At 57.8% G+C, this 15,376-nt stretch carries 16 protein-coding genes and 1 tRNA gene; 1 reads left to right on the top strand and 16 read right to left on the bottom strand.

Annotated features, from left to right (window positions below; translation table 11 throughout):
* Position 1: 1 nt before the first annotated feature.
* The 13 genes from nuoF to rlmE form a co-directional block, all read right to left on the bottom strand.
* A complete protein-coding gene (nuoF, locus tag K420_RS0100090; protein WP_027456249.1) occupies positions 2-1,330 on the bottom strand; it encodes an NADH-quinone oxidoreductase subunit NuoF in 1,329 nt (442 codons plus the stop codon).
* A complete protein-coding gene (gene nuoE, locus K420_RS0100095) occupies positions 1,330-1,803 on the bottom strand; it encodes an NADH-quinone oxidoreductase subunit NuoE (RefSeq protein WP_027456250.1) in 474 nt (157 codons plus the stop codon). The genes nuoF and nuoE overlap by 1 nt, the downstream gene beginning before the upstream one ends.
* A complete protein-coding gene (locus tag K420_RS0100100; protein WP_027456251.1) occupies positions 1,803-3,056 on the bottom strand; it encodes an NADH-quinone oxidoreductase subunit D in 1,254 nt (417 codons plus the stop codon). Before K420_RS0100100 ends, nuoE begins: the two co-directional genes overlap by 1 nt.
* Positions 3,049-3,654 carry an NADH-quinone oxidoreductase subunit C gene (locus K420_RS0100105; RefSeq protein ID WP_027456252.1) on the bottom strand — a complete coding sequence of 202 codons (606 nt, stop codon included), beginning with the start codon at positions 3,652-3,654 and terminating at the stop codon, positions 3,049-3,051. Before K420_RS0100105 ends, K420_RS0100100 begins: the two co-directional genes overlap by 8 nt.
* 19 nt (positions 3,655-3,673) lie before the next feature.
* Positions 3,674-4,150, bottom strand: coding sequence for a NuoB/complex I 20 kDa subunit family protein (locus K420_RS0100110; RefSeq protein WP_027456253.1), 477 nt, complete (start codon positions 4,148-4,150; stop codon positions 3,674-3,676).
* Positions 4,151-4,159: 9 nt separating this feature from the next.
* A complete protein-coding gene (locus K420_RS0100115; RefSeq protein ID WP_027456254.1) occupies positions 4,160-4,534 on the bottom strand; it encodes an NADH-quinone oxidoreductase subunit A in 375 nt (124 codons plus the stop codon).
* 68 nt (positions 4,535-4,602) lie between these two features.
* Positions 4,603-4,687: transfer RNA gene (locus K420_RS0100120), tRNA-Leu, on the bottom strand.
* A gap of 51 nt (positions 4,688-4,738) precedes the next feature.
* Positions 4,739-5,110 (bottom strand): preprotein translocase subunit SecG, encoded by a 372-nt coding sequence (gene secG / locus K420_RS0100125; protein WP_027456255.1) that lies wholly within the window; start codon positions 5,108-5,110, stop codon positions 4,739-4,741.
* Positions 5,111-5,121: 11 nt separating this feature from the next.
* Positions 5,122-5,871, bottom strand: a complete 750-nt coding sequence (gene tpiA, locus K420_RS0100130; protein ID WP_027456256.1) for a triose-phosphate isomerase — start codon at positions 5,869-5,871, stop codon at positions 5,122-5,124.
* Between the two features lie 87 nt (positions 5,872-5,958).
* The gene (gene glmM, locus K420_RS0100135) at positions 5,959-7,311 is read right to left on the bottom strand and encodes a phosphoglucosamine mutase (protein WP_027456257.1); all 1,353 of its coding nucleotides are present in this window, start codon (positions 7,309-7,311) and stop codon (positions 5,959-5,961) included.
* On the bottom strand, positions 7,308-8,144 hold the full coding sequence (gene folP, locus K420_RS0100140) for a dihydropteroate synthase (RefSeq protein ID WP_027456258.1): 837 nt from the start codon (positions 8,142-8,144) through the stop codon (positions 7,308-7,310). The genes glmM and folP overlap by 4 nt, the downstream gene beginning before the upstream one ends.
* Before the next feature lie 54 nt (positions 8,145-8,198).
* Entirely contained in the window at positions 8,199-10,079 is a 1,881-nt protein-coding gene (ftsH, locus tag K420_RS0100145; RefSeq protein WP_027456259.1) for an ATP-dependent zinc metalloprotease FtsH, read from the bottom strand.
* Positions 10,080-10,134: 55 nt separating this feature from the next.
* Positions 10,135-10,752 (bottom strand): 23S rRNA (uridine(2552)-2'-O)-methyltransferase RlmE, encoded by a 618-nt coding sequence (rlmE, locus tag K420_RS0100150; protein ID WP_027456260.1) that lies wholly within the window; start codon positions 10,750-10,752, stop codon positions 10,135-10,137.
* A gap of 35 nt (positions 10,753-10,787) precedes the next feature.
* On the opposite strand from rlmE, the gene yhbY reads away from it, so the two are divergent.
* Positions 10,788-11,141 (top strand): ribosome assembly RNA-binding protein YhbY, encoded by a 354-nt coding sequence (gene yhbY, locus K420_RS17700; protein WP_035854314.1) that lies wholly within the window; start codon positions 10,788-10,790, stop codon positions 11,139-11,141.
* Here the strand turns inward: yhbY and K420_RS0100160 are convergent, their stop codons facing one another.
* The 3 genes from K420_RS0100160 to carB all read right to left on the bottom strand — a co-directional run bounded on the left by K420_RS0100160 (position 11,142) and on the right by carB (position 15,365).
* On the bottom strand, positions 11,142-11,603 hold the full coding sequence (locus K420_RS0100160) for a DUF4149 domain-containing protein (protein WP_027456261.1): 462 nt from the start codon (positions 11,601-11,603) through the stop codon (positions 11,142-11,144).
* Between the two features lie 11 nt (positions 11,604-11,614).
* Positions 11,615-12,091 carry a transcription elongation factor GreA gene (gene greA, locus K420_RS0100165; protein ID WP_027456262.1) on the bottom strand — a complete coding sequence of 159 codons (477 nt, stop codon included), beginning with the start codon at positions 12,089-12,091 and terminating at the stop codon, positions 11,615-11,617.
* A gap of 67 nt (positions 12,092-12,158) precedes the next feature.
* Positions 12,159-15,365 carry a carbamoyl-phosphate synthase large subunit gene (gene carB, locus K420_RS0100170; RefSeq protein WP_027456263.1) on the bottom strand — a complete coding sequence of 1,069 codons (3,207 nt, stop codon included), beginning with the start codon at positions 15,363-15,365 and terminating at the stop codon, positions 12,159-12,161.
* Positions 15,366-15,376 lie beyond the last annotated feature (11 nt).

Raw genomic sequence — 15,376 nt, forward strand, 5'->3', positions numbered from 1 at the left:
GTCAGGCCGGGATCTTGTGGAAGCCGCTACCGGCCCATTGCACATCCTTGGGAACCAGACAGGCCTTATTTTCGATGTGGTATTCGAATTCCTTGCCGAAGTGCTTGATAAAACTCTGCACGGGGAAGGCTGCTGCGTCACCGAGGGCGCAAATCGTGCGCCCCGCAATGTTGCCCAGAACACTATTCAGCAAGTCAAGATCATCAGGCTTGCCGAGTCCGTTCTCGATTCGATGAACCACCTTGTACATCCAGGCGGTACCTTCGCGACAAGGCGTGCATTGGCCGCAAGACTCTTCGTGATAGAAGAAGGAGAGGCGCTCCAGGGCCTTCACCATACAAACGGTCTCGTCCATCACGATGACGGCACCGGACCCCAGCATGGAGCCCGCTTTGCTGATCGAGTCGTAATCCATGGTGCAATCCATGATCACCTCTGCCGGCATGACCGGGGCGGACGATCCTCCCGGAATCACGGCCTTCAGCTTGCGCCCGCCTCGCATGCCCCCACACATCTCCAGCAGCGTGGAGAACGGGGTACCCAAGGGTATCTCGTAGTTCCCCGGTCGATTGACATGCCCGGAAACGGAGAACAATTTGGTGCCACCGTTGTTCGGCTTACCCAGGTTCAGAAACTCCTCACCTCCCATCTTCAGAATGAAGGGGATGGATGCGAACGTTTCGGTGTTGTTGATGGTGGTCGGTTTTCCGTACAAACCGAACGATGCCGGGAACGGCGGCTTGAATCGCGGCTGCCCCTTCTTGCCCTCGATCGACTCCAGCAAAGCAGTTTCTTCACCGCAGATATATGCGCCGTAGCCATGATGGGCAAACAACTCGAAGCTGAAACCGGAGCCAAGAATGTTCTGCCCGAGAAATCCAGCGCCACGCGCCTCGTCGAGTGCCGCTTCAAAGCGCTGGTAAATCTCCCAGATTTCACCATGGACATAGTTGTAACCACGGTTCGCGCCCATCGCATAGCCCGCGATGATCATGCCCTCGATGACAGCATGCGGGTTGTAGCGCATGATATCCCGATCCTTGAAGGTACCCGGCTCGCCTTCGTCGGTGTTGCACACGACATATTTGTCACCCGGGAAAGAACGCGGCATGAAGGACCACTTCAAACCGGTCGGAAAGCCCGCACCACCGCGCCCCCGCAGAACCGACTTCTTGACTTCACTGATCAGGTCTTCCTGGGTCATCTTCGTTTCCAGGATACGCTTCAGTTGCTGGTAACCGCCCCGCGCAACGTAGTCCTTAAGACTCCACCCGTCGTCGCCTTTCAAACCCGCGGTCAGAACCGGATTGATCGCACCAAGCAATGCCATTATTTGCACTCCTCAAGCAGCTTGTCGATCTGTTCGGGATGCATATGGCTGCACATCGACCGGTTATTCACGATGAAAACCGGAGCATCGCCACAGGCCCCCATACATTCGCCTTCCTTCAAGGTGAACTTGCCATCCTGGGTGGTTTCGTTATAGCCAATCCCCAGTTTCTTCTGTAGATATTCTCCGGCGTGGTATCCACCGGATAAGGCGCAGGGCAGATTGGTGCAGACCGTAATCTTGTACTTCCCTACCGGCTTCAGGTCATACATGTTGTAAAAGGAAGCCACTTCGTAAGCTGCCATCGCCGGCATGCCGAGATAATCGGCAACGGCCTCGATAGCCTCGGGCGGCAGCCACCCCTTTTCTTCCTGGGCATGTGCAAGACAGGCCATAACGGCGGACTGCTTTTGGTCGGCGGGATACTTGCCAACCTCGCGAGCAAATTTTTGGAGGGTTTCAGCGGAAAACATCAGCGGTCGATCTCGCCAAAAACGATATCTTGGGAGCCGATGATCGTAACGACGTCGGCAATCATGTGGCCACGGGACATTTCGTCCAGGCCGGAAAGGTGAACAAAACCCGGAGCGCGGATTTTCATGCGGTAAGGCTTGTTGGCACCGTCCGAGACGAAGTAGATACCGAACTCGCCCTTCGGATGTTCGACTGCAGCATAGGCCTCACCGGGCGGGACATGGATACCTTCCGTGAAGAGTTTGAAGTGATGAATCAACTCTTCCATGTTGGTTTTCATGTTTTCACGCGGCGGCGGTGCAACCTTGTGATTATCGGTAATGACAGGCCCCGGATTCTTGCGTAGCCAATCAATACACTGCTTGATGATTCGGTTGGACTGCAGCATCTCCTCCATCCGAACCAGGTAACGGTCATAGCTGTCGCCATTCACGCCGACCGGCACATCGAAGTCGACCTTATCGTAAGCTGCATACGGCTGCTTTTTACGCAAATCCCACGCAATACCGGATCCGCGCAGCATCGCGCCGGTGAACCCCATCTGCAAAGCGCGCTCCGGACTCACCACACCGATATTGACCAAGCGCTGTTTCCAGATACGGTTATCTGTCAGTAGCGTGTGGTACTCCGAATGGTAAGTCGGAAAACGGTTGGTGAAATCCTCAAGGAAATCAAGCAGAGAACCTTGCCGGTTTTCATTCCGCGCCTTGGCCTTTTGCGCGCTGGTCCACGTTGACTCCTGATACTGCGGCATGCGATCAGGCAGGTCGCGATAAACACCACCTGGACGATAATACGCTGCGTGCATACGAGCACCAGACACGGCCTCATATACATCCATCAAATCCTCACGCTCGCGGAAGGTATAAAGCGCCATCGTCATTGCCCCTACGTCAAGGGCATGGCAGCCAATCCACAAAAGGTGATTGAGGATACGGGTAACCTCGTCGAACATCGTGCGAATGTACTTCCCACGCTCCGGCACCTCGATACCGAGCAATTTCTCGGTTGCCAGACAGTAGGCGTGTTCGTTACACATCATGGAAACGTAGTCAAGACGATCCATGTAGGGCACTGACTGAACCCAGGTTCGGGTTTCAGCCAGTTTCTCCGTCGCGCGATGCAGGAGACCAATGTGCGGGTCGGCCCGCTGGACGACCTCACCATCCAACTCGAGCACCAGCCGCAGAACCCCGTGCGCTGCAGGGTGCTGCGGACCGAAGTTGAGCGTGAAATTACGGATATCAGCCATGTACCGGACCCCCGTAGGTATCTTCGCGCACGATGCGCGGGGTATTCTCACGAGGCTCGATTGTGACGGGCTGGTAAATCACACGAGCCTGGTCTGGGTCATAGCGCATCTCGACGTAACCGGAAATCGGGAAATCCTTGCGGAAAGGATGCCCGATGAACCCGTAATCCGTCAGGATACGACGCAAATCGTCATGACCAAGGAATGCAATTCCGTACAAATCGAAGGCTTCGCGCTCGAACCAGTTGGCGGTCGACCAGACGGCCGAGACCGACTCCACCGCCGGGAAGCTTTCGTCTTCTGCAAACACACGCACCCGCAGGCGAATATTCTGCGAGACCGAGAGAAGATGAACGACAACTGCGTAACGCCCTCCCACCCAAGCACCATCCCCATAGGTCGAATAATCGACACCACAAAGATCAATCAACTCTTCAAAGCGAAAATCGGGCTCATCGCGCAGCGCGATCATCAAACCAAGGTAGTCAGGCGCACCGACTTCAATGGTCACTTCACCGAGCGCCAGCTTCAGGGACTTTATCTTGTCGCCGAAATGCTTCTGCAGGTTTTCACTTAGCGTTTCCAGCTTGGCAGACATATTCGATCAGCCTCGGCAATTAACGAGCAATGGTATTGGTGCGACGAATCTTGTTCTGCAACTGAATGATTCCATAGATGAGCGCCTCAGCCGTCGGAGGACAACCCGGGACATAAATATCCACTGGAACAATTCGATCACAGCCACGCACCACAGAATAGGAGTAGTGGTAATAACCACCACCGTTGGCGCAGGAACCCATGGAAATAACCCATCGCGGCTCCGCCATCTGGTCGTAGACTTTGCGCAGCGCCGGTGCCATCTTGTTGGTCAGGGTACCCGCCACAATCATCACATCGGACTGACGCGGACTCGGGCGAAACACCACACCAAAGCGATCCAGGTCATAACGGGAAACCCCCGCATGAATCATCTCGACCGCACAGCACGCCAAACCGAAGGTCATCGGCCACATCGACCCGGTACGCATGTAATTGATCAATTTGTCAGCCGTCGTGGTGACAAATCCTTCCTGGAGGATGCCTTCAATAGCCATGTTCGAGCCTTATTCCCATTCCAGCGCACCCTTGGCCCAGGCATAGATATAGCCCACGACCAGAATGGCAACGAATACCAGCATCTCGACAAAACCGAACAACTTGATCGATTCAGTCGCCACAATGTCTTTGAAGATCGTTGCCCAAGGGAAGAGGAAGGCAACCTCAAGATCGAACAGAATGAAGAGAATGGCAATCAAGTAGTAGCGCACATCAAACTTCATACGCGCATCCTCGAATGCCTCAAAGCCACACTCGTAAGGAGATAGCTTTTCCGGATCCGGACGACTGGGGGCAAGCATGAATCCCATGGCAACCGGCAACACACCAATTGCGACCCCAACCAGAACGAACATCAGGATTGGAAAGTAGTTTTCCATGATCCGCCCGCCATATTCAGTTTCTTGTTCGAAACAGCACACACAATTGAACGGTGCACTGCCCCAGTTTTTGGTGCCGACGGCGAGACTCGAACTCGCACAGCTTGCGCCACTACCCCCTCAAGATAGCGTGTCTACCAATTTCACCACGTCGGCTTATATTTTTGTCCACCTGGCGAGGACTTGGACCAGGCAGAACCACTTGCGTTACTTCGGTATTTCCTTTGCCTTCGATGCCGCATCCGCCGCACCTACCGGCGCCTCGCCACCAACCTTTGCCGGCTGCGAAACAGACTCAGATTGTACCGCTTCTTGCATCACACTGCCAGTCGTTTTTGGCTTATTCGAGCCAATGTAAGCCAAGGCAAGGCTGGTTGCAAAAAACACAGCCGCCAGAATACCTGTCGTACGACTCAGGAAATTTGCGGAACCAGTAGCGCCAAAGAGACTGCCAGACGCCCCACTCCCGAACGCAGCCCCCATGTCAGCCCCTTTGCCATGCTGCATCAAGACAAGACCAATAATGGCAATCGCCACAAGAATATGAACAGCCAGAATGACTGAGAATAACCAGTTCATGTATCAACCTATTAATTTGCCACCCGGCAAATTGCCAGGAAATCTTCTGCAACCAGAGCTGCACCGCCGATCAAGCCACCATCGACATCGCACTGCCCGAACAATTCTTCCGCATTCTGCGGCTTGACGCTGCCGCCATAAAGAATGCGTAACACACCCGCTACACCACCATCGACAGCAGCCACCCTGGAGCGAATAGCAGCATGCACTTCCTGAGCCTGCGCGGGCGAAGCCGTCACACCAGTACCAATTGCCCAAACTGGCTCATAGGCAACCACAGCCTCCCGGAGAGCCTGAATACCACATGCCTCAACAACTGCATCCAACTGGCGAAAAACCACCAAGTCAGTCATTCCCGCCTCACGTTCGGCAAGCGTCTCCCCTACACACAAAATGGGAAGCAGACCAGCACGCTGCGCCGCAGCAAACTTGGCCGCCACCAGCACATCGGTTTCACCATACATTGCACGTCGCTCAGAGTGCCCCACCAACACATAGCGGCAGCCAAAGTCCGCCAGCATCGTTGCCGAAACCTCGGCCGTGAAGGCACCATCAACATGCTCACTGACCGACTGCGCACCCCAGGCCACAGCCGTACCAGACAGAGTGGACTGGGCCTGAGCGAGATACGGATAAGGCGGGCATACAGCAACATCGCAACCCAGACCATCCACGCCCGCCTTGATGGCATCGAGCAACATCGCATTCTGCGCAAGGCTGCCGTGCATCTTCCAGTTACCAGCAACAAGCTTTTTGCGCATAGGAGCGGGGATTCGGGTGGCGAAAAACCTTTGGATTATAGCGACTTGGCGATTTTGCGGTCAATATAAACTGGGAACCGAGGTGACTTACTGGGCGCTTTCCCGCACGACAGCCGCCAGTTTCTCCGCGGCATCAAGGACTTCTGCCGCATCCTCCCCCTCTACCATCACACGCAGCAGCGGTTCGGTCCCGGATGCACGCAGCAACACACGCCCCCGGCCCGCCAAGCGGGTTTCGGCGTCCATCACGGCCGCACCAATCGAAGGATGATCACGCCAGGAGAATCCCCGGGCGACCGGTACATTGATCAATTTTTGCGGGTAGAGAACCAGATCGCCCAACAAGGCCTTCAAATCCCCGCCCGCCTCTTTCAAGGCAGCCAGAACCTGTAGCGCAGCAACGATGCCATCGCCCGTGGTGTGACGGTCAAGCGCCAGGATGTGGCCTGAATTTTCGCCGCCGTAGAGCCAGCCCTTGTCGTGCAGCATTTCAACCACATAGCGGTCACCCACTGCAGCGCGTGCGAAAGGCACCTCCAATTTTGTTAGGGCATGCTCCAAGGCCAGGTTGCTCATCAGGGTGCCCACCACCCCCTTGACCGGAGAGAGACGAAGACGACTTCGTACAATGGCATAAAGCAACTGATCGCCATCGTAGAGATTACCCTCGGCATCAACCATTTGCAGACGATCCGCATCGCCATCGAGCGCTATGCCCAGATCGGCCCGATTGGCCAGCACCGCCTCACACAAGGCCCTCGGTGCCGTAGCACCGACCGCATCATTGATATTCAGACCGTTCGGCTGAACACCTATGCTGACCACTTCCGCACCCAGCTCGTGAAATACGCTCGGTGCGATGTGATAGGCCGCACCGTGGGCACAGTCGGTGACAATCTTAAGACCGCGCAAATCCAGATCGTTCGGGAAGGTACTCTTGCAGAACTCGATGTACCGGCCACGCGCATCGTCGATCCGCCTGACCCGACCCAACCCAGCAGGAGGGGCACAAACCATCGGCTCGTCGATCCCCGACTCGATCGCTTTTTCGACATCATCCGGCAGCTTCGTACCCTGCGACGAAAAGAATTTAATCCCATTATCGTAATACGGGTTATGGGAGGCGGAGATCACGATCCCTGCCTGCAAACGTAACGCACGGGTCAGGTAAGCAACCGCCGGAGTCGGCAACGGCCCCACCAGGCAAACATCGACGCCAGCCGCGGAAAACCCCGCCTCCAGCGCTGACTCGAGCATGTAGCCTGACAGACGGGTGTCCTTGCCGATCAGGACGGCTGGCCGCTCCCCGACCGGCATTTCGCTTTGCCCAAGCAACACCTTGCCTGCGGCGTAGCCCAGCCGCATGACAAAATCCGGAGTAATCGGCGCCTGACCGACCCGACCACGGACACCATCAGTGCCAAAATATTTTCTGCTCATTTGCTTTCCCCATTTTCAATCGCCGACCAGACGGCCAGGGCATCCCGGGTCGCGGCAACATCATGCACACGTAGTATTTTCGCACCCTTCTGTGCCGCAACGAGTGCTGCCGCAACACTGGCCGTCTGCCGTTGCCCCACCGGCCGACCCGTTATCGCCCCGAGCATGGTTTTCCGCGAAACACCGACAAGCAGCGGCAGGTCCTCCACCGACAGCTCGGACAAGCGTCGAAACATTGCCAGATTGTGCTCCAGCGTCTTGCCGAAACCAAAACCCGGATCCAAAACGAGTCGTTCTGCCGATATTCCGGCCGCTTGGCAACGGGCTACTGCATCGGCGAGAAAAGACCGGACCTCGGAGACGACATCGTCGTAGCAGGGAGCCTGTTGCATGGTACCTGGCTCACCTCGCATGTGCATCAGACAGATACCGCAATCACTTCCGGCGACCGCCTCGATCGCCCCCGGACGCGACAAGCCCGCAATATCATTGATCATGCTCGCACCAGCCTCGAGCGCAGCACGCATGACAACTGGCTTGTAGGTATCGACCGAGACAGGGACGCCCCAGGGGGTAATTTCGCGCAACACGGGTATCAGACGGCGAAGTTCCTCGTCTTCTGGCGTGGGAATGGCACCCGGACGAGAGGATTCGGCGCCAATGTCGAGAATATCCGAACCCGCCTCGAACTGCTCGCGCGCATGCCGGATGGCGCGATCCACGTCACCAACCAGGCCATCGCCAGAAAATGAGTCAGGCGTCAAATTGACAATGCCCATGATCAAAGGACGATCAAGGGATAGGGAATAGGAACCACAATGCAAGTTGGTCATGGCAAAAAACAAAAAGCCGGGAACTCGTCCCGGCCAGGTTTGAATCGAGCAAAATCAGGCAGGAGCAGTGGCACTCGGCTCGGCACCCGACGAATCGTTGGACGCTGAAGAACGGGAAGAGCCCTGTGTCGGTTTCGGCGGACGCGGCGGCTTGCCGGCCATGATGTCGTCGATTTGCTCCGCATCGATAGTTTCCCATTCGAGCAGGGCCTTGGTCATCGCTTCCACCTTGTCGCGGTTTTCTTCGAGCAGCTTGCGCGCCAAGGCGTACTGCTGGTCGATGATGCGGCGAATTTCCGCATCAACCTTCTGCATGGTGGCTTCCGAAACATTTTTGTGCTGGGTGACGGAACGCCCGAGGAAAACCTCGCCATCGTTCTCGCCATAGACCATGACACCCAGATCGGACATGCCATAACGGGTAACCATGTCGCGTGCCATCGACGTTGCCCGCTCGAAATCGTTCGAAGCACCGGTCGTCATCTGGTTCATGAACAACTCTTCTGCGATACGGCCGCCGAACAGCACGGCGATACGGCTCATCAGGTATTCCCGGTCGTAAGCATAGCGATCCTGCTCCGGCAACTGCATGGTCAGGCCAAGGGCTCGGCCACGCGGGATGATGGTGACCTTGTGCACCGGGTCGGATTTGGGTACCAGCTTGGCGACAACCGCATGGCCCGACTCGTGGTAGGCGGTGTTCATCTTCTCTTCCTCGGTCATGACCATGCTGCGGCGCTCGGCGCCCATCATGATCTTGTCCTTGGCCATCTCGAAGTCATCCATATCGACCAGGCGCTTGTTGCGGCGGGCGGCAAACAGCGCAGCCTCATTGACGAGGTTGGCCAGGTCGGCACCGGAAAAGCCGGGCGTACCGCGGGCAATCACGTCAGCCTTGACGTCCCCGGCAATGGGTACTTTGCGCATGTGCACCTTGAGAATTTCCTCACGCCCCCGAATATCGGGCAGCGGCACGACGACCTGCCGATCGAAGCGCCCAGGGCGCAGCAGCGCAGGGTCGAGAATGTCGGGCCGGTTGGTGGCCGCAATGACGATGATGCCGGAATGCCCCTCGAAGCCATCCATTTCGACCAGCAACTGGTTCAACGTCTGTTCGCGCTCATCGTTACCACCGCCGAGACCTGCACCACGATGACGACCGACGGCGTCGATTTCATCGATGAAGATGATGCACGGCGCGTGCTTCTTGGCATTTTCGAACATGTCGCGGACACGGGCGGCACCGACACCGACGAACATTTCAACGAAATCCGAACCCGAAATGCTGAAGAACGGCACCTTCGCCTCACCGGCAATGGCCTTGGCGAGCAGCGTCTTGCCGGTACCCGGGTTGCCTACCATCAGCACCCCTTTCGGAATGCGACCACCCAGTTTCTGGAACTTCGAGGGATCGCGCAGGAAATCAACCAATTCCTGCACCTCTTCCTTGGCCTCGTCGCAACCGGCCACATCTGCAAAGGTGATGGTGTTCTGCGCCTCGTCGGTCATCCGGGCCCGCGACTTGCCGAAGGAGAAGGCACCACCCTTGCCGCCACCCTGCATCTGGCGCATGAAGAAGACCCAGACGCCAATCAGCAACAGCATCGGGAACCAGCTGACGAAGATGTTCATCAGGAAGGACGGCTCTTCCTCCGGACGCGCCTCAATCTTGACGCCATTCTTCAGCAGGTCAGAAACCAGCCAGAGATCGGGTGGCGCATACGAGGTGATGCGCTTGCCCTCCGAAGTGGTCGCCTTCAGCGTACGGCCTTCCATGACCACCTTGGCGATACGGCCAGCCTTCACCTCTTCGATGAACTGGGAATATTCGACAGCACCGGTCGCAACCTGACGGTTGTTGAACTGGTTGAAGACCGTCATCAGCACCAGGCCGATGACCAGCCAGATTGCGAGGTTTTTGAACATGTTGTTCAAGCTTGCTCTCCTTCTACAGCGTCGAGCGATAAAAATGGAATTCTAATCAAAAGTCTCATCGCAATGTGCGTCCAAGCAAATAAAGCTCGGCGCTACGGTCGCGCGAGGCATCCGGTTTCCGGACCACGACGGTCTTGAAGGTTTCACGCATCAATTTCAAAAACGCTTCGTAATCCGTTCCCTGGAAAACTTTGACCAGAAATGCGCCTTCCGGTTTCAAGTGGGCTCTCGAAAACTCCAGGCCAAGCTCGGCCAGATGCATTACCCGTGCCTGATCGACCAGCGGCACACCTGACATATTGGGCGCCATGTCAGACATAACAAGCCCGACTCGCCGCTCGCCGAGAAGCGTTTCGAGCTTTTCCAGCACGTCGTCTTCGCGAAAATCGCCTTGGATGAAGTGCACGCCGTGAATCGGCTCCATTTCCAGCAAGTCGAGCGCGAAGACCAGACCTGCGTCCCCTACCCGCTTGACGGCGACTTGCGACCAGCCGCCCGGGGTCGCCCCGAGGTCGACAACCACCTCGCCACGCTTGAGCAGCTTGTCCTTGTCATCGATCTCCATCAGCTTGAATGCTGCGCGCGAACGCCAGCCTTCTTTCTTGGCGAGCTGAACGTAGGGATCATTGACATGCTCCATCATCCACGCCTTGCTGGTTCTGGTTCTCTTCATTCGGTAAAATGCCGTTTTTGAAAGGTTTTATAACTATGCAACAACTCACTTCGGCCCAGCGCCGCGAACTGCGCGCCCAGGCTCACGCCCTGCATCCGGTCGTTTCGATTTCGGAAAACGGCCTGACCGACGCGGTCCTCAAGGAAATCGACAACTGCCTCAAGGCACATGAACTGATCAAAATCCGCGTCTATGGCGACAGCCGTGACGATCGTATCGCCTACTATGAACAAATCTGCAGCGAACTGGGTGCCGCGCCCGTCCAGCACATTGGCAAGCTGCTCGTCGTCTATCGCCACAATCCGGAAAAGGCGGCAGCGGAAGCCAAAAAAAATGCGCCGAGCCGCTCCTCCGCACCGCGCCGCACGAAACGCAGCTTCCAGGGCTGATCACTTCAGCCCGCGACCGCTCCCAACCACCAGCCATAGCCCCAGCAGACTCTGTACCAGGTAGAGTATGCTGGAAATGCCATGCCAGGTGGCAAAGCGGTCACGCAAGACGCTCTCCATCACTTCGCGTGGCAAGGCCTCGGCCTTCATCCGGGCCATCAGCGGCTGGATGCCGAACTGGCTGGCCAGGGTCAGTGCGCCCATCACCAGCACCAGCCAGAAAATCGGATTCCTGAAAAACCGGCTGCCTGAGCGAACCAGGGTGAATGCTGCCAGATAGGTAGCACAGCCAAGCCCGACCCACCCGATCAAGGCAAACAGCCGCCCCGCCACCATGCCAGCCTGTTGCCGGTCGGCGAGGCTGGCGAAGAGCACCGGCGCTGCAATATAACCGATCGCCCACAAGCCCCCCACCCACAGGGCAATGGCCAGCAGATAGAGCGCTTCGGAAAATCGCCGCATCGATCGGCTGCTTACTCGTAGCGGACGTCGATGATCTCGTATTCGCGAATGCCGCCCGGCGCCTGAACCTGGGCGATGTCACCGGCGTACTTGCCGATCAGGGCACGCGCCACCGGGGAATTGACCGATATCTTGCCGTTCTTGATGTCAGCCTCGTCCTCGCCAACGATCTGGTAAGTCACCGTATCGCCGGTATCCTGATCTTCCATCTCGACTGTCGCACCGAAGACGCAGCGACCGTCGGCATCGAGCAACTTGGGGTCGATGATCTGGGCATTCGACAACTTGCCCTCGACTTCGGCGATGCGCCCTTCGATAAAACCCTGGCGCTCCTTGGCCGCATCGTATTCGGCATTTTCGGAAAGATCGCCGTGCGAACGCGCTTCGGCGATTGCCGCCACGACATTCGGGCGATCAACCGTCTTCAGGCGATGCAGTTCTTCACGCAGCTTTTCGGCGCCGGTAACGGTCAGCGGAATTTTGCTCATCTCTTCTTCCAGCAAAAGCAAAACCGCCGGCGCCCGAAACGGGGCAATCCGGCGGTTCGGGTTGGTCTTAGTGAAGCTGCGAATGCAGCGTCTGGATCGGATAAACCACGAGTTCGCCCAGGTGACGGATACCCTCGGCTGCCGCCTCGGCACCCCAGATCGTCGTGTACATCGTCACACGCGCCTGCAGGCCGGAGGTCCGGATCGAACGGGAGTCGTTGATCGCACCGCGCTTCTCTTCCACCGTATTGATGATCAACGCAATTTCGTTGTTCTTGATCATATCGACGATGTGCGGACGCCCTTCGGTCACCTTATTGACCGGCTGCACCGGCAAGCCGGCCGCCTCGATGGCATGCGCCGTACCGCGCGTCGCGACCAGCTGGAACCCCGCTTGGTGCAAATGCTTGGCGATCTCGATGGCCTTGGCCTTGTCGCTGTCCTTGACCGACAGAAAAACCTTGCCCGACTTCGGCAGCTTCACACCGGCAGCCAACTGCGACTTGACGAAGGCTTCCGCGAACGTAGTGCCGACGCCCATCACTTCGCCGGTGGACTTCATTTCCGGCCCGAGGATGGTATCGACACCCGGGAACTTCACGAAGGGGAAGACGGCCTCCTTCACCGAGAAATACGGCGGGATGACTTCCTTGGTCACGCCCTGATCCTTCAGGCTGCGGCCGGACATGCAGCGGGCCGCGATTTTGGCCAGTTGCAGGCCGGTAGCCTTGGACACGTAGGGGACGGTACGTGAGGCACGCGGGTTCACTTCCAGCACGTAGACGTCGTTGTCCTTGATCGCGAACTGCACGTTCATCAGGCCGCAAACATTGAGCGCCTTGGCCATCAACTTGGTCTGGCGGCGCAGTTCGTCCTGGATGGCGGCCGACAGCGAGTAAGGCGGCAGCGAGCACGCCGAATCGCCGGAATGCACGCCAGCCTGTTCGATATGCTCCATGACGCCACCGATGATCACTTCCTCGCCATCGGACAGGGCATCGACGTCGCACTCGACGGCATCGTTCAGGAAGCGGTCAAGCAGCACCGGCGAATCGTTGGAAACCTTCACCGCCTCGCGCATGTAGCGCTCGAGATCCTTCTGCTCATGGACGATTTCCATGGCCCGGCCGCCGAGCACATAGGACGGACGAACGACCAGCGGATAGCCGATTTCCTGCGCCAGACGCAGGGCCTCTTCTTCGGTACGCGCCGTGCGGTTGGGCGGCTGCTTGAGACCGAGTTCATGCAGCAGTTTCTGGAAGCGCTCGCGGTCTTCGGCGATGTCGATCGACTCCGGGGTGGTGCCGATGATGGGCACACCGTTGGCTTCCAGCGCCAAGGCCAACTTGAGCGGGGTCTGGCCGCCGTACTGGACGATGACGCCAACCGGCTTTTCAATGGCGCAGATTTCCAGCACGTCTTCCAGGGTCAGCGGCTCGAAATAAAGGCGGTCGGAAGTGTCGTAGTCAGTCGACACGGTTTCCGGGTTGCAGTTGACCATGATGGTCTCGTAACCATCCTCGCGCATCGCCATCGCGGCATGCACGCAGCAGTAGTCGAACTCGATGCCCTGGCCGATGCGGTTCGGACCGCCGCCCAGCACCATGATCTTCTTCTTGTCGGTCGGCTGTGCTTCGCACTCGTCCTCATAGGTCGAGTACATGTAAGCGGTGCCGGTGGCGAATTCGGCAGCGCAGGTGTCGACGCGCTTGTAGACCGGGCGTACCCCCATTTCCTGGCGGCGCTGACGGAATTCCGACTCGGTCGTCTTCAGCAGATAGGCCAGGCGGCGATCGGCGAAGCCCTTACGCTTCAGGAAGCGGATTTCCTCGGCGGTCAGCGAGGCGAAATCACGCTTCTCGACGGCCAGTTCGAGATCGACGATCTCCTTGATCTGAACCAGGAACCACGGGTCGATCTTGGTCAACTCGAAAACCTTTTCGACCGACATGCCAATACCGAAGGCATCGGCGACGTACCACAGGCGATCCGGCGACGGCCGGGCCAGTTGTTCGTCGATGGTTTCCGGATCGACCGACTTCAGGTTGAAGCCATCCACGCCGACTTCGAGGCCGCGCAGGGCCTTTTGCAGCGACTCCTGGAAGGTGCGGCCGATGGCCATCACTTCGCCGACCGACTTCATCTGAGTCGTCAGGGTGGAATCGGCCTGCGGGAACTTCTCGAAAGCGAAACGCGGCACCTTGGTGACGACATAGTCGATCGACGGCTCGAACGATGCCGGGGTCTTGCCGCCGGTAATGTCGTTGGCCAGCTCGTCCAGCGTGTAGCCGACAGCCAGCTTGGCGGCAATCTTGGCGATCGGGAAGCCGGTGGCTTTGGAAGCCAGCGCGGACGAACGCGAGACGCGCGGGTTCATTTCGATGACGATGCAGCGACCATCCTTCGGATTGATCGAGAACTGCACGTTGGAGCCACCGGTATCGACGCCGATCTCGCGCAACACGGCGATCGAGGCATTACGCAGCAGCTGGTATTCCTTGTCGGTCAGCGTCTGGGCCGGCGCGACGGTGATCGAGTCGCCGGTGTGCACACCCATCGGGTCGAGGTTCTCGATCGAGCAGATGATGATGCAGTTGTCCGCCTTGTCGCGGACCACTTCCATCTCGTATTCCTTCCAGCCGAGCAGCGATTCTTCGATCAGCAGCTCGTTGGTCGGCGAGGCTTCGAGACCGCGCTTGCAGATGGTCTCGAACTCTTCCATGTTGTAGGCGATACCGCCGCCGGTACCACCCAGCGTGAAGGACGGGCGGATGATGGTCGGGAAGCCGATCATCGCCTGGACCTGGTAGGCCTCTTCCATGCTGTGCGCGGTGGCCGACTTGGCGGAGCCGAGACCGATCTTGGTCATCGCGTCCTTGAACTTCTGGCGGTCCTCGGCCTTGTCGATGGCTTCCTTGGAGGCGCCGATCAGTTCGACGTTGAACTTGGCGAGCACGCCTTCCCGGTCGAGATCCAGCGCGCAGTTCAGCGCGGTCTGGCCGCCCATGGTCGGCAGCAGTGCGTCCGGACGTTCCTTCTCGATGATCTTGGCAACGACTTGCCAGGTGATCGGCTCGATGTAGGTCACATCGGCCATTTCCGGATCGGTCATGATGGTCGCCGGGTTGGAATTGACCAGGATGACCTTGTAACCCTCTTCGCGCAGGGCCTTGCAGGCCTGGGCGCCGGAGTAATCGAATTCGCAGGCCTGACCGATGATGATCGGGCCGGCGCCAATAATCAAAACACTCTTGATGTCTGTACGTTTCGGCATTTCTTTACTCT

The organism is Dechloromonas agitata is5, assembly GCF_000519045.1.
GTDB classification, from domain to species: domain Bacteria; phylum Pseudomonadota; class Gammaproteobacteria; order Burkholderiales; family Rhodocyclaceae; genus Azonexus; species Azonexus agitatus.

Coding starts and splice junctions, on each gene's coding strand:
- folP (WP_027456258.1), bottom strand. CDS start 8,144: ATGACCAACTTGCATTGTGGTTCCTATTCCCTATCCCTTGATCGTCCT.
- K420_RS0100110 (WP_027456253.1), bottom strand. CDS start 4,150: ATGGCTATTGAAGGCATCCTCCAGGAAGGATTTGTCACCACGACGGCT.
- nuoE (WP_027456250.1), bottom strand. CDS start 1,803: ATGTTTTCCGCTGAAACCCTCCAAAAATTTGCTCGCGAGGTTGGCAAG.
- tpiA (WP_027456256.1), bottom strand. CDS start 5,871: ATGCGCAAAAAGCTTGTTGCTGGTAACTGGAAGATGCACGGCAGCCTT.
- greA (WP_027456262.1), bottom strand. CDS start 12,091: ATGAGCAAAATTCCGCTGACCGTTACCGGCGCCGAAAAGCTGCGTGAA.
- K420_RS0100105 (WP_027456252.1), bottom strand. CDS start 3,654: ATGTCTGCCAAGCTGGAAACGCTAAGTGAAAACCTGCAGAAGCATTTC.
- yhbY (WP_035854314.1), top strand. CDS start 10,788: ATGCAACAACTCACTTCGGCCCAGCGCCGCGAACTGCGCGCCCAGGCT.
- secG (WP_027456255.1), bottom strand. CDS start 5,110: ATGAACTGGTTATTCTCAGTCATTCTGGCTGTTCATATTCTTGTGGCG.
- K420_RS0100100 (WP_027456251.1), bottom strand. CDS start 3,056: ATGGCTGATATCCGTAATTTCACGCTCAACTTCGGTCCGCAGCACCCT.
- rlmE (WP_027456260.1), bottom strand. CDS start 10,752: ATGAAGAGAACCAGAACCAGCAAGGCGTGGATGATGGAGCATGTCAAT.
- K420_RS0100160 (WP_027456261.1), bottom strand. CDS start 11,603: ATGCGGCGATTTTCCGAAGCGCTCTATCTGCTGGCCATTGCCCTGTGG.
- nuoF (WP_027456249.1), bottom strand. CDS start 1,330: ATGGCATTGCTTGGTGCGATCAATCCGGTTCTGACCGCGGGTTTGAAA.
- carB (WP_027456263.1), bottom strand. CDS start 15,365: ATGCCGAAACGTACAGACATCAAGAGTGTTTTGATTATTGGCGCCGGC.
- glmM (WP_027456257.1), bottom strand. CDS start 7,311: ATGAGCAGAAAATATTTTGGCACTGATGGTGTCCGTGGTCGGGTCGGT.